General features: G+C 43.9%; 15 protein-coding genes and 1 tRNA gene. 14 read left to right on the top strand and 2 right to left on the bottom strand.

The genetic code is table 11. From position 1 onward, the window contains the following. Positions 1-395 precede the first annotated feature (395 nt). Positions 396-469 (bottom strand) — tRNA-Pro (locus DXA07_RS00505). A gap of 522 nt (positions 470-991) precedes the next feature. On the opposite strand from DXA07_RS00505, the gene DXA07_RS13205 reads away from it, so the two are divergent. From DXA07_RS13205 to DXA07_RS13650, 5 genes are all read left to right on the top strand, one after another. After that, a complete protein-coding gene (locus DXA07_RS13205; RefSeq protein ID WP_243013872.1) occupies positions 992-2290 on the top strand; it encodes a hypothetical protein in 1299 nt (432 codons plus the stop codon). Continuing rightward, positions 2275-3432, top strand: coding sequence for a LuxR C-terminal-related transcriptional regulator (locus tag DXA07_RS13200; RefSeq protein ID WP_243013873.1), 1158 nt, complete (start codon positions 2275-2277; stop codon positions 3430-3432). Before DXA07_RS13205 ends, DXA07_RS13200 begins: the two co-directional genes overlap by 16 nt. A 173-nt stretch (positions 3433-3605) precedes the next feature. After that, a complete protein-coding gene (locus DXA07_RS00490) occupies positions 3606-3809 on the top strand; it encodes a helix-turn-helix domain-containing protein (RefSeq protein ID WP_021944353.1) in 204 nt (67 codons plus the stop codon). A gap of 130 nt (positions 3810-3939) precedes the next feature. Then, the gene (locus DXA07_RS00485; protein ID WP_284467252.1) at positions 3940-5424 is read left to right on the top strand and encodes a homocysteine S-methyltransferase family protein; all 1485 of its coding nucleotides are present in this window, start codon (positions 3940-3942) and stop codon (positions 5422-5424) included. Further along, complete coding sequence (locus DXA07_RS13650) at positions 5397-5741, top strand: methylenetetrahydrofolate reductase (protein WP_284467251.1); 345 nt, start codon at positions 5397-5399, stop codon at positions 5739-5741. The genes DXA07_RS00485 and DXA07_RS13650 overlap by 28 nt, the downstream gene beginning before the upstream one ends. On the opposite strand, the gene DXA07_RS00480 is transcribed toward DXA07_RS13650, so the two are convergent. Beyond that, positions 5704-7068, bottom strand: a complete 1365-nt coding sequence (locus DXA07_RS00480; protein WP_118483096.1) for an MATE family efflux transporter — start codon at positions 7066-7068, stop codon at positions 5704-5706. The genes DXA07_RS13650 and DXA07_RS00480 overlap by 38 nt on opposite strands. Positions 7069-7344: 276 nt before the next feature. On the opposite strand from DXA07_RS00480, the gene DXA07_RS00475 reads away from it, so the two are divergent. From DXA07_RS00475 to DXA07_RS00435, 9 genes are all read left to right on the top strand, one after another. Further along, a complete protein-coding gene (locus DXA07_RS00475) occupies positions 7345-8628 on the top strand; it encodes a L,D-transpeptidase family protein (protein ID WP_118482859.1) in 1284 nt (427 codons plus the stop codon). 42 nt (positions 8629-8670) lie between these two features. Further along, complete coding sequence (gene hflX, locus DXA07_RS00470) at positions 8671-9984, top strand: GTPase HflX (protein WP_348980709.1); 1314 nt, start codon at positions 8671-8673, stop codon at positions 9982-9984. A 151-nt stretch (positions 9985-10135) separates the two neighbouring features. After that, positions 10136-12439 (top strand): hypothetical protein, encoded by a 2304-nt coding sequence (locus DXA07_RS00465; RefSeq protein WP_118482857.1) that lies wholly within the window; start codon positions 10136-10138, stop codon positions 12437-12439. A 32-nt stretch (positions 12440-12471) separates the two neighbouring features. Continuing rightward, positions 12472-13239: a type I 3-dehydroquinate dehydratase gene (gene aroD / locus DXA07_RS00460; protein WP_021944359.1), complete on the top strand. Its 768-nt coding sequence runs from the start codon at positions 12472-12474 to the stop codon at positions 13237-13239. A gap of 102 nt (positions 13240-13341) precedes the next feature. Then, on the top strand, positions 13342-14883 hold the full coding sequence (locus DXA07_RS00455; RefSeq protein WP_182429549.1) for an aminotransferase class I/II-fold pyridoxal phosphate-dependent enzyme: 1542 nt from the start codon (positions 13342-13344) through the stop codon (positions 14881-14883). 82 nt (positions 14884-14965) lie between these two features. After that, positions 14966-15592, top strand: coding sequence for a dTMP kinase (gene tmk, locus DXA07_RS00450; protein WP_117822480.1), 627 nt, complete (start codon positions 14966-14968; stop codon positions 15590-15592). A gap of 19 nt (positions 15593-15611) precedes the next feature. Continuing rightward, positions 15612-16604 carry a DNA polymerase III subunit delta gene (locus DXA07_RS00445; protein WP_118482853.1) on the top strand — a complete coding sequence of 331 codons (993 nt, stop codon included), beginning with the start codon at positions 15612-15614 and terminating at the stop codon, positions 16602-16604. Then, the gene (locus tag DXA07_RS00440; RefSeq protein WP_118482851.1) at positions 16604-17512 is read left to right on the top strand and encodes a stage 0 sporulation family protein; all 909 of its coding nucleotides are present in this window, start codon (positions 16604-16606) and stop codon (positions 17510-17512) included. Before DXA07_RS00445 ends, DXA07_RS00440 begins: the two co-directional genes overlap by 1 nt. Beyond that, on the top strand, positions 17505-18260 hold the full coding sequence (locus DXA07_RS00435; RefSeq protein ID WP_173783781.1) for a tRNA1(Val) (adenine(37)-N6)-methyltransferase: 756 nt from the start codon (positions 17505-17507) through the stop codon (positions 18258-18260). Before DXA07_RS00440 ends, DXA07_RS00435 begins: the two co-directional genes overlap by 8 nt. Position 18261: the final 1 nt, after the last annotated feature.

Here is an 18261-nt window from a genome sequence, read left to right as displayed (position 1 = left end):
CGGCGGAGTACCATTCGAATCGGATGGAACGTTCTGGTCTCCAGACTGACCGGAAGAAGCGTCAGCCTGTGTTTGGGAAGTATCAGATGCTGTTGAACTGTCATCCGTGGATGCAACAGCTTCTGTTGTTAAAAATTCGCTTACCTGTATGCGCGGTTATAAAACAATCCGTTTCTTGTGTTGAAATACAAAAATGGAAGGATACATTACTATTATGCAGCAAGCCTTTTCTAACGCCGGTTCTTAGTGAGCCGCCAAAGGCGGGGAACTTAGCACCGTTGCGTTAGAATAGAGTGCAAACGTCTTGCGTAATAATGGGTAATGTGTTCTTCCATTTTTAAGATTCGGAAAAACGGATTGTTTTATAACTGTGCGTAAAAAAGAGCACAAAAAAATCGGCGCGACAGGATTTGAACCTGCGACCTCTTCGTCCCGAACGAAGCGCTCTACCAAGCTGAGCCACGCGCCGAAAGAAAATCCATACTCAAATGTATGGTTCCCAACACCTGTATTAGTATAAATATTTCTCCTGAAAAAAGCAAGTGTTTTGTTAGAAAGAATTAAAATTTATAAAAAAGCGTGCAACACTAGCCGTTTGTCCAGTGTACAGTGTACCAAAACAAGTGATATAATGAGTGAATAACCCCGGCAAGCAATTACACAGCATGCCTGCTAGCAGGCGAAGCTGTGTAATTATTTGCCGGGCAAACAGACATGAGCAAGAAGGGCGAAAGTCCGGAATGCGAATGCCTGTGGCGATTTCGGGAGTTCGAAGAACGGAGAAATCGCAGATATTCACGGAGAAGAAATATGCAAATGACAGCATGCCTGCTAGCAGGCGAAGCTGTGTAATTATTTGCGGGGCAAACAGACATGAGCAAGAAGGACGAAAGTCCGGAATGCGAATGCCTGTGGCGATTTCGGGAGTTCGAAGAACGGAGAAATCGCAGATATTCACGGAGAAGAAGGAACAAACGAAAGGACAGCGGTTATGAACGGAACTAGATCAATAGAAAAAGACTGTTATATCAAACCGAAAAAAGCGTGGCGGTTATTAAAGACAGCAGATGATGAGAATGTAACCGCGTACATATATGGAGTCAGTGGAACAGGAAAAAGCACCCTGATCACTCGCTATCTGGGAAAGAGAAAATACAAAATGCTTCATGCAGGAACGATAACACCGGAGGAACTTCAGATTCCGGAAGGAGCGGTGCGGAAGATCATAGTGATCGATGATCTGCATGAGTTGATCTGGGAAGAAGATGATGCAATCCAGGATGCTATTTTCCGGTTGATCGTGAGGGAAGATGTCTGGGTGATCTTGTCAGGACGATGCCCGGTTCCGCCGTGGCTTACCACGATTCGGTTTCGGGAAGGCTTCTATATCATAGATGAAACCATGCTTATTATGGACATGCAGGCTATATTAAAATATGTGGAACAGACACAGATGGTTTTAACAGAAGCCCAGAAGCAGCGTCTGTCACGCGAAACCGGAGGTATGGCATTTGCATTATGCGTGGCAATGTCCATGTATTATGAACTGGGATATACAAATGGACTGACTGATTCAGAGTATGATGAATATTCCAGAAAAGTAATAGAGCAGATGTGGAATTATCTGGAATTTCATGTATACGACAAGTGGGATATCCGTATGCAGGAATTCTTGATGAAGATATCGATCGTGGATACATTTACGGTTCGTCTGGCAGAGATGATCACAGGAACAAATGATGCAGAAAATCTGATCGAACATGCAAGATGGATGGGTAATTTCTTAGATGAACAGATGGGAGCAAACGGAGAAAAAATCTATAAGCTTCGAGATCATATGCGGTTATCCATGCAGCGCAGGATGCACAGAAAGTACACAAAGGAACAGATAAAAAATGTATATGAAAATGCCGGACTGTTCTATCAGCTAGCTGGTGATCCAATGCAGGCACTTACAATGTATGAGAAAGCAGGTTCAACAGAACGGATGCTTTCTATCCTGATCGACAATGCAAGAAAATCACCAAACAGCGCATATTTTTATGAATTGAAGCAATATTATCTCGCACTGCCGGAAGAGAGCGTGAAAAAAAGTCCGGAGCTTATGTGTGGCATGAGTATGCTGCAATCGCTATTGCTGAATCCGGAAGAAAGTGAACGGTGGTATCAGGAACTGCGGGCATATGCAGACAGTCATCAGGCAGTAGCCGGAGAATCGCAAAAAATAATCTGTTGTATCTGGAGATCGGATTGCCGCACAGAGGTTCTGTGGATATGGTCAATATTATGAAGCAGGCATACCGGCTGGTATTTGACCGGCAGGCAACGCTTGGAGAATTATCAGTTACATCCAACCAGCCATCGATGATGAACGGCGGCAAGGATTTCTGTGAATGGAGCAAAAAAGACCGCGAACTGGCAGGCAAGATAGGTAAGCTTGTGGAATTTGTCCTTGGCAAATACGGCAAAGGGTTGGTCAATCTGGCATTGGCAGAGAGCTTTTTTGAAAAAGGCGAAGACAATTACGAGGTTGCTGTCCTTGCAAATAAAGGACGGATGCAGGCAGAAGCAGGCGGCAAAATCGAGCAGTGCTTTGTAGCAGATGGAATCCTGGCATGGCTGCATATCATAAATGGAAAAGTTCAGGAGGCGGAAGAGATTCTGCGCAGCTTTTATGAAAAAGCAGAAAAGGAAGGTGCAGAAAAGCTACTTCCGAATATACAGGCATTTCTGATCCGGTGTGCATTGTACAAGGGCGAGTGGTCAGAAGTGAACCGATGGATGGAACAGACGGCAGATGAAAATGTGGAATTTTCGATCTATGAGCGTTTCTTATATATAACGAAGGTGCGGGTATATATCCAGCGTGGAAAATATGATCAGGCATATAATCTGCTAGTAAAGCTGCAATATTATGCAGATGTCATGAAGCGTACTTATATCCGGATAGAATGTAATCTGTTGATGGCGGTTACTTTGTACCGGATGGGAAATGATGACTGGAAAGTGGTTCTTCAGAAAGGTCTTGCAGAAGCGGAAGAGTACCATTTTGTAAGGGTGATATCCAGAGAAGGAGCGGCTATATATCCATTGCTACAGGCATTTCCGGATGACGAGGGTAAGGCAGAGGAGGATGCAGAACTGGTGAAAACACACCGCCAGTATTACAGACAGGTAATGAAGGAAACGGAGAATGTTGCAAAGTCGTATCCGGGGTATCTCAAAGCAGGAAAGGCTGAGGTCCGGTTAAATGAAACCGGTATCCGTATCATTAAACTTCTGGCAGAAGGATATTCCAGAATACAGGTTGCAGAGCAGCTCGATATGACGGAAGCAAATGTAAAATATCATATGGCACAGGCGTATAAAAAGTTAGGTGTAAAAGATAAAGCTGGTGCAGTACTGGAAGCAAAAAACAGACAGTTGATCTGACTCTGATAAGGGAGTCTGGGTTCAATATATTCCTGAAACGATTAAAAAACGGTAAAATAAGACAGAAAACGGGACATTTTTGCAGGGACTGTTGCAAATTGACCGGTATTTTTGTAAACTGATGCTGTATTGGTTTTGGGGACGAATACAAATGGGTTAAGGAGGAAACAAGAATGGATGAGAGAGAAGTATATGGAAATGAAGTCCGGAAACTTCGAGACAGTATGGGAATGAACCGTAAAAAGTTCTGTGACTATTATGGGATTCCATATCGTACCGTGCAGGATTGGGAGGCAGGAAAAAGAAAGATGCCATCCTATGTGCTTCGGATGATGAAGTACGTTGCAGAAAAAGAGCAGATGATAAAGGTATCATAATGTTCTGATTAAATGAAATGATCTGTATGCAGGATAGTCAGAAATGACAGACTTGCATGCAGATCATTTTTTGATTTATAATGTTGTGCAAGTCGGATTTTGAAACGAACAAGGAGATAAGCAGATTTTTATGAAATTAAAGGAATACATACAGACAAAACGTATCATTGCAGATGGAGCGTTTGGTACTTATTATATATCGTTATATGGGGATGGGAGCAGGGCAGAAAGTGGTGCAGGACTTTCCAATCTTCCGGAGCTTGCTAATATAAAAGCGCCGGAGCGTGTTATCGGGATCCATACAGAATATATAGAGGCCGGCACACAATTTGTCCGGACGAATACATTTGCATCAAATACAAAGAGTCTTTCTGCTGATATGGAAAAAGTGAAAGAGAATATCCGTGCAGCGGTTATGTGTGCAAAAATGGCAGCAGGCAAAGTGGATCGGGAAATTTATCTTGCAGGTGATATCGGACCGATCCCTGTCGAAGGTATGCTGCATTCTGACCGGCTGACACAGGAATATATTGCGATTGGAGAAACATTGCTCAGTCAGGGAATCGATATCCTGTTATTTGAGACCTTCCCGGAGCTCGAAACGATCCTTCCGGCGGTTACATATCTGAAAGAAAACCATGACTGTACGATCCTGGTACATTTCAGCGTGAATCAGTTTGGTTACAGCAATACAGGGTTGTCTGCAAAACGTCTGATCGCAGAGGCAAATGCCTGCCCGTATATTGATGGTACCGGTTTAAACTGTGGTGTCGGTCCCGGACATATGGAGAAGCTGGTCCGGAAGATCGCACCGGACGATACGACATTTCTGTCGGTGTTTCCAAATTCCGGATACCCGAAGTATCTGAACAATCGTCTGACATTCACAGATAATGCAGAATATTTTACTGAGAAGATGGAAGAGATCGCAGCTCTTGATGTCGGTATCTTTGGCGGCTGCTGCGGTACAACACCGGAGTATATCCGAAGGATCGCAGCAGGCATATCAGCCGATCATCCGGTTAGGAAAACAGAAACAGAGGAAGAGAAGATTACTGTCTCTGAGCATCCGGCATATGGATTTATGGAACGCCGGGTGAAAGAGCCTGCTCACAAACTGATCGCAGTTGAACTGGTGCCACCATTGAATGCAAATGATGAAAAGCTATTAGATGCGGCGCATATATTAAAAAATGCAGAGGTCGATGTTGTAACTTTCCCGGATTCCCCATCCGGAAGAACCAGAGCGGATTCCGTATTGATGGCAGAGAAGATCAGGCTGGAGACCGGATTATGTGTAATGCCGCATATCTGCTGTCGGGATAAGAATGCGATTGCGATCCGTTCTACGATCCTTGGTTCAAGTCTGAACCACATCACGAACTTCCTTTTGCTGACAGGGGATCCGGTTCCGGTACTGTTCCGTCAGACAACAAAGAGTGTATTTAACTTTGATTCGGTTGGAATGATGAAGATTGTTCAGGAGATGAACAGTGATACATTTACCGACCATCCGGTTACCTATGGCGGGGCGATCAATCACAACCGGATGAATACCAAGCAGAAACAGAACGGATCAGAAGAAAAATGGCAGCGGGAGCGACCTTCTTTATGACACAGCCGATCTTTTCAGCCGAGCAGGCAGATGTTATAAGGCAGATGAAAAAAGAAACCGGGGCAACGATCCTGGTTGGATTGATGCCCCTTGTCAGCCGCAAAAATGCGGTATTTATGAAAAACGAAATGACCGGTATTGAGATACCGGATACGATCATAGAACGATACCGGGAAGATATGAGCCGGGAAGAAGGAGAAGCCTGTGGTGTCCAGATCGCCAGAGAATTCATGGCGGTGACAGATGATTTTGCAGACGGATATTATTTCTCATTCCCATTTAATCGTGTTCATATGCTGAAGAAGATCTTGAAATAGAAGCAAACATTTTCTCCGGAGGATTGGACAGGTACATGATCGTAAGCATGAGCGTGCAGGCTGCCCAGATGATCGGTTCTGTGATCGCAACACCGAGATAGCCAAGTGCAGGAGCAAGGAACAGAACAGCAAGGATTTTTCCTACCATTTCCATGGTACTGGAAAGAACCGGTACGATCTTTCTTCCCATACCCTGCATTGCACAGCGGAGAACAAATAAAGGCCCAAGGACATAGAAGCAGCAGACGCTGATCCTTATATACATAACTGCCGGATCGATGACTGCCGGGTCATTTGTTCCTGCGATCAGCCGGATCAGAAGCGGGGAAGCAGGGAATCCGATCAGAATGATGATCGTGGTTGCAATCGTATTGATAATGATGCCGGCACGGACACCTGTTTTTACACGGTCGATCCGCTTTGCACCCAGATTCTGGCTGACAAATGTTGTAACTGCATTTCCAATGATATAGAGAACGACATCCAGAATGTCGAAGATCTTTCTGGCAGCCGTATGTGCGGTAATGATATTTGTTCCTAATTTATTGATCGAACTCTGTAAGGTGACAGTACCGAAATTAACGATGCAGCTCATGAAGCCCATAGCCAGAGCGGACTGTACCAGATCATTAAAATCTGCATGGGCAACACGGAATTCGTCTTTTTCCGGAATCAGAAAACGACACTTTGTAAATATATAGATAAAACATGCAATTCCTGCGACTGCCTGCGAGATGACAGTTGCGATGGCAGCACCAGCAACGCCTGACTGGAAGACCTGAATGAACAGCAGATCCAGACCGATATTTAATACAACGGATATGCTCAGGAAGATAAGCGGTGTTTTGCTGTCACCGACAGCACGCAGCAGATTTGCACCAAAATTATAAACAGCGGAGAAGATCAGTCCGGCTAAAATATATTTGACGTAGTTGTCAGCCATATGTATAATTTCCTCAGGTGTATCAAGAAGCACCAAAAGGTCATAGATAAACAGTAATCCTACGATGGTAAGTACAATGGCGGAGACAAGTGTGAGAATGGCAGAAACACCGATGCATTTTCTCATATTTTTCTTATCCTGCGCACCAAAATATCGGGCAATCGGTATGGACAGACCCAGAGTGGCACTGTTTAAGAAGCCGATCAGGGTGTTGGAAATAACACTGGTCGCTCCAACTGCGGCAAGTGCTTCCGGATTGATACAGTTTCCGACGATAGCGGAGTCACAGAAGTTATAAAGCTGCTGTGCGATCTGACCCAGGATCATTGGAAGAGCGTAGAGCCAGATTACTTTTATTGGTTTTCCTTCGGTTAAATCTTTCATATATATAAACGGCAGCATTTAAAATTGCTGCATCCTCCTTTCTGCTTTATAGAATTATATACATTTTTGTAAAAGTGTAAATAGCTTATACGGCAAAAAGGTATGGAGAAAATGATTGAGGTAATTTAGTGAAAATGACGGTTTGCGGAAGAAAATGATTTCTGATGCAGGAAAATAAATGCGCAGCAAAACCGGGTAACCGGATATGTAAGATAAATTTAGATTTGATAAAATAGTTATATGCTAGAATAAAATAACTGGAAGGTCTGGTCACATATGAAGAAAAAAGGCTTTTTATTTTTTGCAGTCTACATTCTGGTACTGGTGGGTATCGGAGTGATGGCTGTTACAAGAGCAGGAGAAACAAGCAGAAGAAAGATATCCATATATAAAGAGGCAACACCGGAGGATGGAACCGGGCAGGGAACAGAGACCTTGCAGGAGGTACTTCATCTGACAAGAGAGGCAGAGATCCTTGAAGTTGCAGAGCTTCCGCAGAAACAGGAATATAATGGTCTGCGGCTGGATGATAACGGGATGCCTTATGCGATCAGGATCAACCGGACACTGAATATCGTAACGGTATACAGTCTGGATGATGAGGGATATTATACAGTGCCGGTAAGAGCAATGCGGTGCTCGATCTCACTGGATGATACAACACCGGTCGGATTGTTTACGACGACAGAGAAGCGTCTGGAATGGGCGTTTCTGCAGGGAAATGTATATGGACAATATGCATATCAGATTCATGGAGGAATTTATTTCCATTCTGTGCCATATACAGAAAATAAACATGATAAGCTGGAAACATGGGAATATAACAAGCTTGGTGAGGGTGCATCCCTTGGCTGTATCCGGTTATGTGTGGCAGATGTCAAGTGGATCTATGAGAACTGTCTGCCGGGAACACAGGTTTATCTGTTTAACAGTGACTATCCGGGACCGCTTGGCAGACCGCAGCAGCCATATACATTTGCAGATGTGTCTGAAACCGGATGGGATCCGACAGATACGGCAGATGGCAGCCCGTATGAAGGAACGGCAGCGATCTATGGCGCAGAGGATCATACGATCAAGATTGGTGAACCGTTTGACAGCAGAACAGGTGTCATGGCATTTTCATCGGACAGACAGAATGTAACAGACCGGCTTATGGTAGATGGTACGGTGGATAATCAGATACCGGGGGAATATAAGTTAGCGTATTCTTTCTATGACAATGGAAAGAAAATAGAGCGGGATATATTTATCCGGGTTGTTGATACAGAAGCTCCGGTTATTACGATGCTGCCAGACCGGTTATATCTGGCCGGATATCATGGAGATAAAGAAGAACTGGCAGACCTGATCGCCAGAAATATTACTGCTTATGACAATGAAAAACAGATCATCCAATACAGATGGACACCAGAGAAGGATACAACAGAGGATGCAGAGCTTGTTATAGATCTTTCCAGGGTGGAGGATATACCGGGAAGCTATGAGATATCCTGTTACGCAGAAGATGCGGCAGGCAACCGATCCGAAAGTTATACAATATGGATCGAACTGGAATAAACAATGGTTGAAGATATCCTGATATAAAGGAGAGAAGCATAATTGGAGATTAAGTCAGAAAATGAACAGAAAACCGGCTACGAGGTTCTGGCGGAAACAGAGGAACGGGTTATCCTGTTTGCTGCAGCGATGGATGGTGTGGAGGTTTCTGAAACAGAAAAGTCGCTGGACGAACTGGAGGAGCTGTTAAAGACAGCAGGAGCACAGTCGGTTGGACGTCTGATCCAGAGCAGGGACCGGGCAGCCAGTGACCTGTATCTTGGAAGAGGAAAGGTAGAAGAGCTTCGGAGCATGATCGCAATGTATGATGCGACCGGAGTGGTGTGTGACGATGAGTTGTCGCCGGCACAGTTGATGAATCTGCAGGATGCATTGGAGATCAAGGTTATGGATCGTACAATGGTCATCCTTGATATATTTGCGGCACATGCAGGCAGTTATGAAGGCAAGCTGCAGGTCGAGCTTGCACAGTTGAAGTTCCGTGCGACCAGACTGGTCGGAATGAGGGATTCCCTGTCACGTCTGGGTGGTGGAATCGGAACCAGAGGACCTGGTGAGAAAAAGCTGGAGATTGACCGAAGAGTGATCAGAGACCGTATATCCAAGCTGAAAGCGGATCTGCGGCAGGTGGAAAACCGACGGACGGAACAGCGAAAGCAGAGAAGCCGGACCGGAATCCCGGTTATCAGCATCGTAGGATATACGAATGCAGGAAAATCCACTCTGCTGAACAAACTGACGGATGCCGGAGTGTTGGAGGAAGATAAGCTATTTGCAACACTGGATCCTGCAACAAGGAATGCGGAGCTTCCGGCGGGGCAGCAGGTGTTATTTACGGATACAGTCGGATTCATCCGAAAACTTCCGCATCATCTGGTAGAGGCATTCAAGTCAACACTGGAAGAAGCCAGATACAGTGATGTGATCCTTCATGTGGTGGATGCATCGGATCCGAACTGGGATGATCATGTTGCTACAGTATATACAACGCTCAGACAGTTGAATATTGATGACGAGAAAGGCCGGCCGGTGATCACGGTATTTAACAAGATCGATAAGCTGCCGGAGGATGCCGATCAGTCATCGATCAAGGATCTGAGAGCGGATCGTATGGTTTATATGTCGGCAAGAACCGGAGCAGGTATACCGGAGCTGTTGTCGGTGATCGAAGGAGTTCTCCGGGATCAGAAAACCTATATCCGCCATACATTTTCCTATCAGGAAGCGGGAAAACCGGGGCTTATCCGAAAATATGGCGAAATGATCACAGAAGAATATCTGGAGGATGGCATTTTCGTGGAGGCGTATGTTCCGAAGAGCCTGATCGGGCAGCTTGGCTTGTCTGATGAGGATTAAAGGAATATAGAGGTATTAAAAGTAAATTAAAATCAGGCAAATGCTTTGACAAATCCGGAGATATCTACTAATGTAAGATTTGTCAGGGCTTAAGACAAATATAAACAGAAAGCTGATTTCTGTAACATATTTATTATGAAAGGAAAGACAAATGGACGAAAATAATATGAATCAGGGATTTCCAGAAAATCCAGACGGTTATCAGGCAGCTCCGAATAATGGGGAATATGCCAATTACAACGCAGATCCAAATGGGAATGCATATGGCGGTTACAACGCAGATCCAAATGGAAATGCATATGGCGGTTATAATGCGGATCCGAATATGGGTGGCTATGCAGACTATAATGCAGACGCAGGCAATGGCGGTTATGTACAGCCGGAAATGAATGCATATGGAGATCAGGTTCCATATCAGGTTCCTGCACCAAAGAAGAAAAAAGGCGGCAAGATCGCATTGATCTCACTTATCGCAGTGGTATTAGTTGCTGCAATTGTTGCTGTTGTATTCTTCCTTGTAAGAAAAACACCGGAAGAAGTGATCAAGAGTTCGATCAAGAAAACAATTACTGATACGGTAGATAAATCTCCGGTGGAGGAGGCAACCGGTATTTCAGAATTCAGTGATGACAAGATGGATTTTGATGTCAATATGACAGTCAATAGTATCTATCAGATGGATGGTATCGCAGGATCTAATCTGGATCTGAATGGTGCATTTGAGAAGCAGAGTGACAATTCATATAATATGAATCTGAATGGTTCTCTTTCGATCGCAGATCAGGCATTATCCGCAAGTGTGTATTGTGTTGACCGGGTGATTTATTTTGAATTGCCGGAATTATACAATGATGTGTTTAAGATGGATCTGGCATCTATGATGGATGCACTTGATACATCTGATCTTGATACAGATACACAGAATAAAGTGAAGGAGCTGTATGAGAAATATATGACTCCTGCAAATGAGGATCTTAAGAAGGCAATTTCTTTTGATAAGGTCGGAAATGCAACAGTAGAGAATCACAATGGAGATTCTGTTTCCTGTAAACAGTATACAGTTACACTTCCAACTGCAGATGTAAAGGCATATGTTACCGCATTATGTAATTATCTGAATGCATATGCATCTGAATTTATAACAGATGAGCAGCTTGAGTCTGCTGACATAACAAGATCAGATCTTGCACAGATATTTAATTATGTACCAACCTATTATGGTATGCTGTTCTCAAGAGATTTTGTATTAAATGTATATGTAAAGCATAATGAAGTTGTTAAACTGGGTATGGATTACAAGTTTACTGTACTTAATGCGGAGGCCTCACTGGCAGTTGACTTTATGGGTACAGACAGTCCGGCTGATGATATCTATGCAGCACTTTCTGTTACAAAGGATGAAGAAGAACTTGCATCTGTTACGATCAGTGACAAGAGTGAGAATGGCAAGGGTTCATATACAAAGAAGCTGGAAGAGACAGTTGTTGTAAATGGAGAAACGACCGCAACCCTTACACAGAACAGTTCATTTGTAAAATCAACAAATGCATTTGAGAGCCATATGACAGTTTCAGCAGCAGAACAGCCTGTATTTGCTTATGATCTGACAGGAAGCCTGAAGGATATCAACAAAGGAAAGTCCTATACAGTTGCTATAGATTCCCTGAAGGTAACAAATGGTGATTCTATCGTATATGCAGACCTGAGCGGTGAGATTAAATTAGGTGATCTTGGTACTGAGATTAAGACGCCGGATCCTTCCAAGAATGTGATTGATTATACAGAAATGACGGATGATTACATGCAGAATAATATGAACACAGACAATCTGAAAAAGATTGCATCTGCATGGGAAAAGGCACTTGGTTCAGCAGCAGATATAAAGGATGATATCAGTCTTGGAGATCTGACATCTTCTGATATTGATCTTGGAGATATCTCAGACATTGAGGATGATTCTGAGATGGTCGTAGACAGTGCTGATATTGATGATCAGGATTATTCCGGCATCAAGATGTCAGGCGACAGCTATACGATCGCGATCAAGGATCCGTCCGGCTATGACCGTGGATATGCAGATGATTCTGAAGTTGATATTTACAATGATAAGTACAATGTATACTACACACTGACACCGGACTGTGATAAAGAAAAAGAATGCGAGAACTTTGAAGCATATTTTGATTATCTTGGAGAAGATGGCAAAGTAGTTGATAAGAAGATGGAGCAGGTTACAGGTGCAAATGGCCAGACACTGGACTGCTATGTAATAAATTCAGAAGTTTACGGAACAAATATCCGTGATTATTATTACTTCTATCCTGTCAACGACAAGGATTACCTGGTTGTAAATGTCAATGTATGGGCAGACGGAGAAGGCGAAGAAGTAAAGGCAGATATAACAGCCATAGCAGATGAGCTTGTAAATGATCAGGTCATTGATATACAGAAATAGCAGGAGAAAAGAATTCCGGGAGCACAGATGATATGAATGTAGTAGAAGTGAAAAGGGTAAGGATCGGTGAGGGCGCAACTAAGATCTGCGTACCGATGGTTGCACCGACAGACTATGATGTAGATGCGCAGATCCGTACGATCAAAAGATCTAAGACAGATCTGGTAGAATTCCGGGCAGACTGCTTTGAGGACTGTCTGGATATGGATATATTAACAAAGACGCTGGAAAAGATTCAGGATAAGTTATCTGAGTTCCCGATCATTTTCACATTTCGTACCAGAAGTGAAGGCGGCAGTCATGATATTACACCGGATCAGTACCGGGAAATGCTTCTGCATGTGATCAAAAGCGGATATGCGGATCTGATCGATGTAGAATATTTCTATGATATTCCATTCGTGACGGAAGTGATCGAGACAGCACATGCACATGGCGTAAAGGTTATCGTATCGAATCATGATTTTAAGACTACGCTACCGATGGAGCAGATCGTAAACCGGTTTAAAGATATGATCAATACCGGAACAGATATTGCAAAGATTGCAATGATGCCGGAAGATGGCTCGCAGGTTGTTGATATGATGCAGGCTGCAAAGGAGCTTCAGGAATCTGGAAATCAGACACCATTGATCGTTATTTCGATGGGTGAGCTTGGTGTATCCACAAGAACGACCGGAGAAATGTACGGAAATTGTATCTCATTCGCAACTGCGGGAATCCCTTCTGCACCGGGGCAGATCGATGTAGAAGCACTTCGCAGTCAGCTGGAAATGATACATAATATAATTGGCAGCTAAAGATGAAGGATGGAGACTGGATGGTTTTATTTGCAGAGAACAGGGTTTTTTTTGCAGATAAGATTCTCCGGTCTTTCTTCTTATAGAACAGGAGAGATCAGCTTGAAAGAATATATTAATCAATATCTGGACAGATACAGGAAAGGGGATTATTACCCATGGCATATGCCGGGACATAAAAGGCAGGATGTATTTAAAGATGATTTCTGGGAAAATATGTTTCTCCGGGATTTTACGGAAGCAGAAGGGCTGGACGATCTTCATGAACCGGAGCTGTTCATGAAGGACAGTCTGGAGCAGATGCGGCGGTTTTATGGTACGGAGAAAACCTATATGATGGTAAATGGAGCCACCGGAGGCATCCTGACAGCCCTGTATGCCTGTGCACCGGAGGGGGCATCTGTGTTGATGGGACGGAATTGTCACAAATCGGTTTGCCATGCAGTCAGTCTTCTGAATCTGAAGCCGGAATATGTCGTACCGGAGTTGCTGCCGGGAACGGATATATTTGCAGATATCACACCGGAACAGATGGAACAGGCATTAAATGAACTAAAAAAAACGGATAGGCTGCCGGCTGTGGTTGTTATCACATCCCCAACGTACGAGGGCGTGATATCAGATATCTGTGGGATTAAAAATGTGCTTGAGCCATATAATATTCCATTGATCGTAGATGAGGCACATGGAGCACATCTCCCGTTTTTGCCGAAACGAAATCTGTCAGCGGTCGCAGCAGGAGCAGATCTGGTCATACAGAGTACGCATAAGACGCTTCCTTCACTGACACAGACAGCACTTCTTCATGTGAACCGGAAGGAGCTGGTTCCGAAGGTGGAGCGGTATTTGCATATTTTTCAGACATCATCACCCTCTTATCTGTTCACACAGAGCATGGAGAAAGCAGTCGTATATGCGGGGAATCATCCGGAAGTATTTGATGCATATAGAAAACGACTAAAGCATTTTCGAAAAAAATGTAAGGAACTGAGGCATATCAGACTGTTACAACCGAAGCAGACATGTTATGCTTATGATAAAGGTAAGCTTGTGTTTACTGTATCAGGTGTGCACCCGGCAGAACCGGGAACGGACAGCCGAAACGACATTCCGGCTACAGGACCGTGGCTTGCGCATGTATTAGCGGCGGAATATCAGCAGGTGGTTGAGATGGCAGGAACGCATCATGTGATCCTGATGACCTCATTTGCAGATAAGAAAAAGGCATTTGAGCATCTCTATGAGATATTGAAACATATAGATTCGGAGCTGACAGAAGCAGCGGATAAAGCAGGAAGAAATGCAGATCAGATGAACCATGCAGATTCCATGTCGGTGCTACCGGATATGGAGAATGCCGTTTTATGTAGTACAGGGTTTCATCTGCCGGAGCAGGTTATGACGCCGGGAGCAGCGTGGAGACTGGATAGCAGCAGAGAGAAGCTGGCAGAGGCGGAAGGAAGCATAGCGGCAGATTATGTATATGCATATCCACCTGGAATTGCAGTTATAACACCGGGCGAGAAGATCGACGGGCAGGTGATCCGGGATATTACGCAGATGGTGGAAACTGGTCTGAATATGATCGGAGTCGAATATCAGACGGATGGGATCTATATTCCGGTTACAGAACCTGTGCGGTAAAGAAAACATCAAAAGTTCAGATGTTTAGATGACGATCATTCATTTACAAATATGATTAAACACATAAAGGAGCATGGAATATATGCAGGGAATATTTATAACGATGGAAGGTCCGGACGGAGCCGGTAAGACAACACAGATCGAACTGTTAAAGGATTATCTGAATAAAAAGGGATATGATGTACTTATCACCAGAGATCCGGGCGGAAATGCTGTCAGTGAAGCGATCCGTGAGGTCATTTTGAATAAAGATTTTACAGAGATGGGATATATGACAGAGCTGTTATTATATGCAGCAGCGAGAGCACAGCTTGTAAAGGAGAATATCAAGCCGGCATTATCTGCAGGCAAAGCAGTTATCGCAGACCGTTTTGTGGATTCATCAGCCGTATATCAGGGAATCGGACGGGGACTTGGAATTGATACCGTTTATAAAGTAAATGAATTTGCCTTGCAGGGCATCCTGCCGGATATGACATTTTTAATGGACCTGGATGCAGAAGTCGGTATTGCCAGAAAGAAAAATCAGGCAGAGCTTGACCGTATGGAACAGGAAAGTCTGGACTTCCATAAGAAGGTTGTTGAGGGTTATAGAAGTCTTGCAGAAATGAGTCCCGATCGTATCGTAAAAGTCGATGCAGCTTTGCCAAAAGAGGCAATACATGATATAATAACTTCGTATGTAGAAAAATGGCTGGCAAGACCATAGCATAAGCAAGGAGAATAGCATGATAGAATTTTCTGAAATTATCGGACATGAGGATATAATCCAGCATTTTAAGAGAAGTATAGAGATGGGAAAGGTATCCCAGGGCTATATCATAAATGGAGAAGAAGGCAGCGGAAAGAAGACTCTGACGCGTGCCATAATCAAGACTCTGGAGTGTGAAGAAGGCGGAACGGAACCATGCTGCAAGTGTAGATCATGCAAGCAGATGGATACGGATAATCAGCCGGATGTTACATGGGTCACACATGACAAGCCAAATGTGATCTCGGTAGAGGAGATTCGTGATCAGGTAAATAAAGATATAACGATCAAACCGTATAGCAGCCGGTACAAGATCTATGTGATCGACGATGCACAGCTTTTAAATGCAAATGCACAGAATGCTCTGCTCAAGACAATCGAGGAGCCACCGGAGTATGCGATCATTTTCCTGCTGACCAGCAATATTGACAAGATCCTTCCGACGATCATTTCCAGATGTATCGTACTGAATATCAAGCCTGTCAGAGAGCGGGATGTACTGGATTACCTGATGAATGAGCTGAAGCTTCCAAAGGAAAAAGCAGATTTCTGTATGGACTTTGCGCAGGGAAATCTGGGTAAGGCGATCCGGCTTGCGACCAGTGAAGAATATAAAGAGATCATAGAGGATGTAACAGGCGTTCTCTGCAGGATCCCGGATATGACAGTCGATGATATTATATTTGCGATCAAGAATATGAACCATCATAAGCTGAAGATCAGTGATTATATTGATCTGATGATGATGTGGTATCGTGACATCCTGATGTTAAAGATCACAGGAAATGCCGGACGACTGATGTTTAAGGAATATTATACAGATATCCGCAAACAGTCAGCTCACATTTCCTATGAGGGTATCGAGAATGTTTTAAAGGCGATGGATAAGGCGAAGATTCGTCTGGAAGCAAATGTTAATTTTGATGTGGCTATGGAACTTATGCTTCTGACTATAAAGGAGAATAAATAATGAAAGAGATCATAGGAGTCCGGTTCAGACCGAACGGCAAGATTTATTTCTTCTCACCGGGAAATCATGATGTAGAATGTGGACAGTTTGTTATCGTGGAGACTGCCCGTGGCGTTGAATTCGGCAAAGTGGTTCTGGGAAAGAGAAATATAGACGATGGCAAGATCGTATCTACTTTAAAGACCATCATAAGAGTAGCTACAGATGAAGATAAGAAGAAAAATGAAGACAACAAGGAAAAGAGCAAAAAAGCATTTGTGATCTGTAAAGAAAAGATCGCAAAGCATAAGCTTGATATGAAGCTGATCGAGGCGGAGTATACATTTGATAATAACAAGGTGCTGTTTTATTTTACAGCAGATGGAAGAATTGATTTCCGTGAGCTGGTAAAGGATCTGGCATCTGTATTCAAGACCAGGATTGAGCTCCGGCAGATCGGTGTCCGTGATGAGACCAAGATGGTCGGCGGTATCGGTATCTGTGGCAGGGAGCTGTGTTGCCATAAGCATCTTTCGGAATTTGTTCCGGTATCGATCAAGATGGCAAAGGAACAGAATCTGTCTCTGAATCCGACAAAGATATCCGGTGTGTGCGGCAGACTGATGTGCTGCCTGAAGCATGAACAGGACACATATGAATATTTGAATGAAAAACTTCCAAATGTTGGCGATTTTGTCCGTACAACAGATGGAAACAAAGGTGAAGTCTTATCTGTAAGCGTTCTTCGCCAGAAGGTAAGGATTGTTGTTACGGATAAGGATGACAATAAAGAGGTTATGGAATATCCGGTCAGTGAATTAAAATTCAAGCCGAAGAAACGCAGAAGTACAGAGCGTATCAGCGACGAAGAATATAAGGCATTGGAAGCACTGGAAGATAAGGGAGGGAAATCCAAGTTTGATGATTGATCTTCTCCCTGATGAACGAATCGATGATCTGCAATGCAAGGGACATCAGATCATACAGAATCCGAATATGTTCTGCTTTGGTATGGATGCGGTGCTGCTTGCAAATTTTGTAAAGCACAGACGGGATGGCATGTACATGGATCTGGGAACAGGAACCGGTGTGATACCGATCCTGCTGGCGGCAAAAGAGCCGTCTGACGGCACCTGCCAATTTATCGGTCTGGAGATTCAGGATGCCTGTGCAGAGATGGCTGGAAGAAGTGTCCGATTAAATGATCTGGAACAGAAGGTTCGAATCGATCATGGAGATATCAGAGAGGTCTCCTGTAATTACAGGAAGGCCTTTTTTGATATTGTGACATCGAATCCTCCATATATCAGCGGAAATCATGGACTGACGAATCCGGATGAACCGAAGAATATTGCCAGACATGAAATCTGCGTGACGCTTTCGGATGTGATCGAAGCAGCAGCATATCTGCTGAAGCCGGGCGGCAGTTTCTATATGATACACAAACCATTCCGGCTGGCGGAGATCTTTGAAGGGCTGCTTGCAAATGGATTGGAACCGAAGCGGATGCAGCTCATTCATCCATATATTGATAAAGAACCGAATATGGTGATCGTAGAGGGCGTAAAGGGCGGTAATTCCAGAATCAAGATCGAGCCGCCGCTGATCGTCTATAAAGAACCGGGCGTTTACACGGAACAGCTTCTTGCCACGTATGAAGGAGAAGCAAAGAAATAAA

Source organism: Clostridium sp. AM54-37XD (assembly GCF_003478225.1).
GTDB classification, from domain to species: domain Bacteria; phylum Bacillota; class Clostridia; order Lachnospirales; family Lachnospiraceae; genus Coprococcus; species Coprococcus ammoniilyticus.
This window is presented reverse-complemented; position numbering and strand designations above follow the sequence as displayed.

What these genes read in the sequence shown, in the direction of transcription:
- DXA07_RS00440 (WP_118482851.1), top strand. Translation starts at nt 16,604, where the DNA reads ATGAAAGAGATCATAGGAGTCCGGTTCAGACCGAACGGCAAGATTTAT.
- DXA07_RS00445 (WP_118482853.1), top strand. Translation starts at nt 15,612, where the DNA reads ATGATAGAATTTTCTGAAATTATCGGACATGAGGATATAATCCAGCAT.
- DXA07_RS13650 (WP_284467251.1), top strand. Translation starts at nt 5,397, where the DNA reads ATGGCAGCGGGAGCGACCTTCTTTATGACACAGCCGATCTTTTCAGCC.
- DXA07_RS00465 (WP_118482857.1), top strand. Translation starts at nt 10,136, where the DNA reads ATGGACGAAAATAATATGAATCAGGGATTTCCAGAAAATCCAGACGGT.
- aroD (WP_021944359.1), top strand. Translation starts at nt 12,472, where the DNA reads ATGAATGTAGTAGAAGTGAAAAGGGTAAGGATCGGTGAGGGCGCAACT.
- DXA07_RS00490 (WP_021944353.1), top strand. Translation starts at nt 3,606, where the DNA reads ATGGATGAGAGAGAAGTATATGGAAATGAAGTCCGGAAACTTCGAGAC.
- DXA07_RS00435 (WP_173783781.1), top strand. Translation starts at nt 17,505, where the DNA reads ATGATTGATCTTCTCCCTGATGAACGAATCGATGATCTGCAATGCAAG.
- tmk (WP_117822480.1), top strand. Translation starts at nt 14,966, where the DNA reads ATGCAGGGAATATTTATAACGATGGAAGGTCCGGACGGAGCCGGTAAG.
- DXA07_RS00475 (WP_118482859.1), top strand. Translation starts at nt 7,345, where the DNA reads ATGAAGAAAAAAGGCTTTTTATTTTTTGCAGTCTACATTCTGGTACTG.
- DXA07_RS13205 (WP_243013872.1), top strand. Translation starts at nt 992, where the DNA reads ATGAACGGAACTAGATCAATAGAAAAAGACTGTTATATCAAACCGAAA.
- DXA07_RS00480 (WP_118483096.1), bottom strand. Translation starts at nt 7,068, where the DNA reads ATGAAAGATTTAACCGAAGGAAAACCAATAAAAGTAATCTGGCTCTAC.
- DXA07_RS00485 (WP_284467252.1), top strand. Translation starts at nt 3,940, where the DNA reads ATGAAATTAAAGGAATACATACAGACAAAACGTATCATTGCAGATGGA.
- DXA07_RS13200 (WP_243013873.1), top strand. Translation starts at nt 2,275, where the DNA reads ATGGTCAATATTATGAAGCAGGCATACCGGCTGGTATTTGACCGGCAG.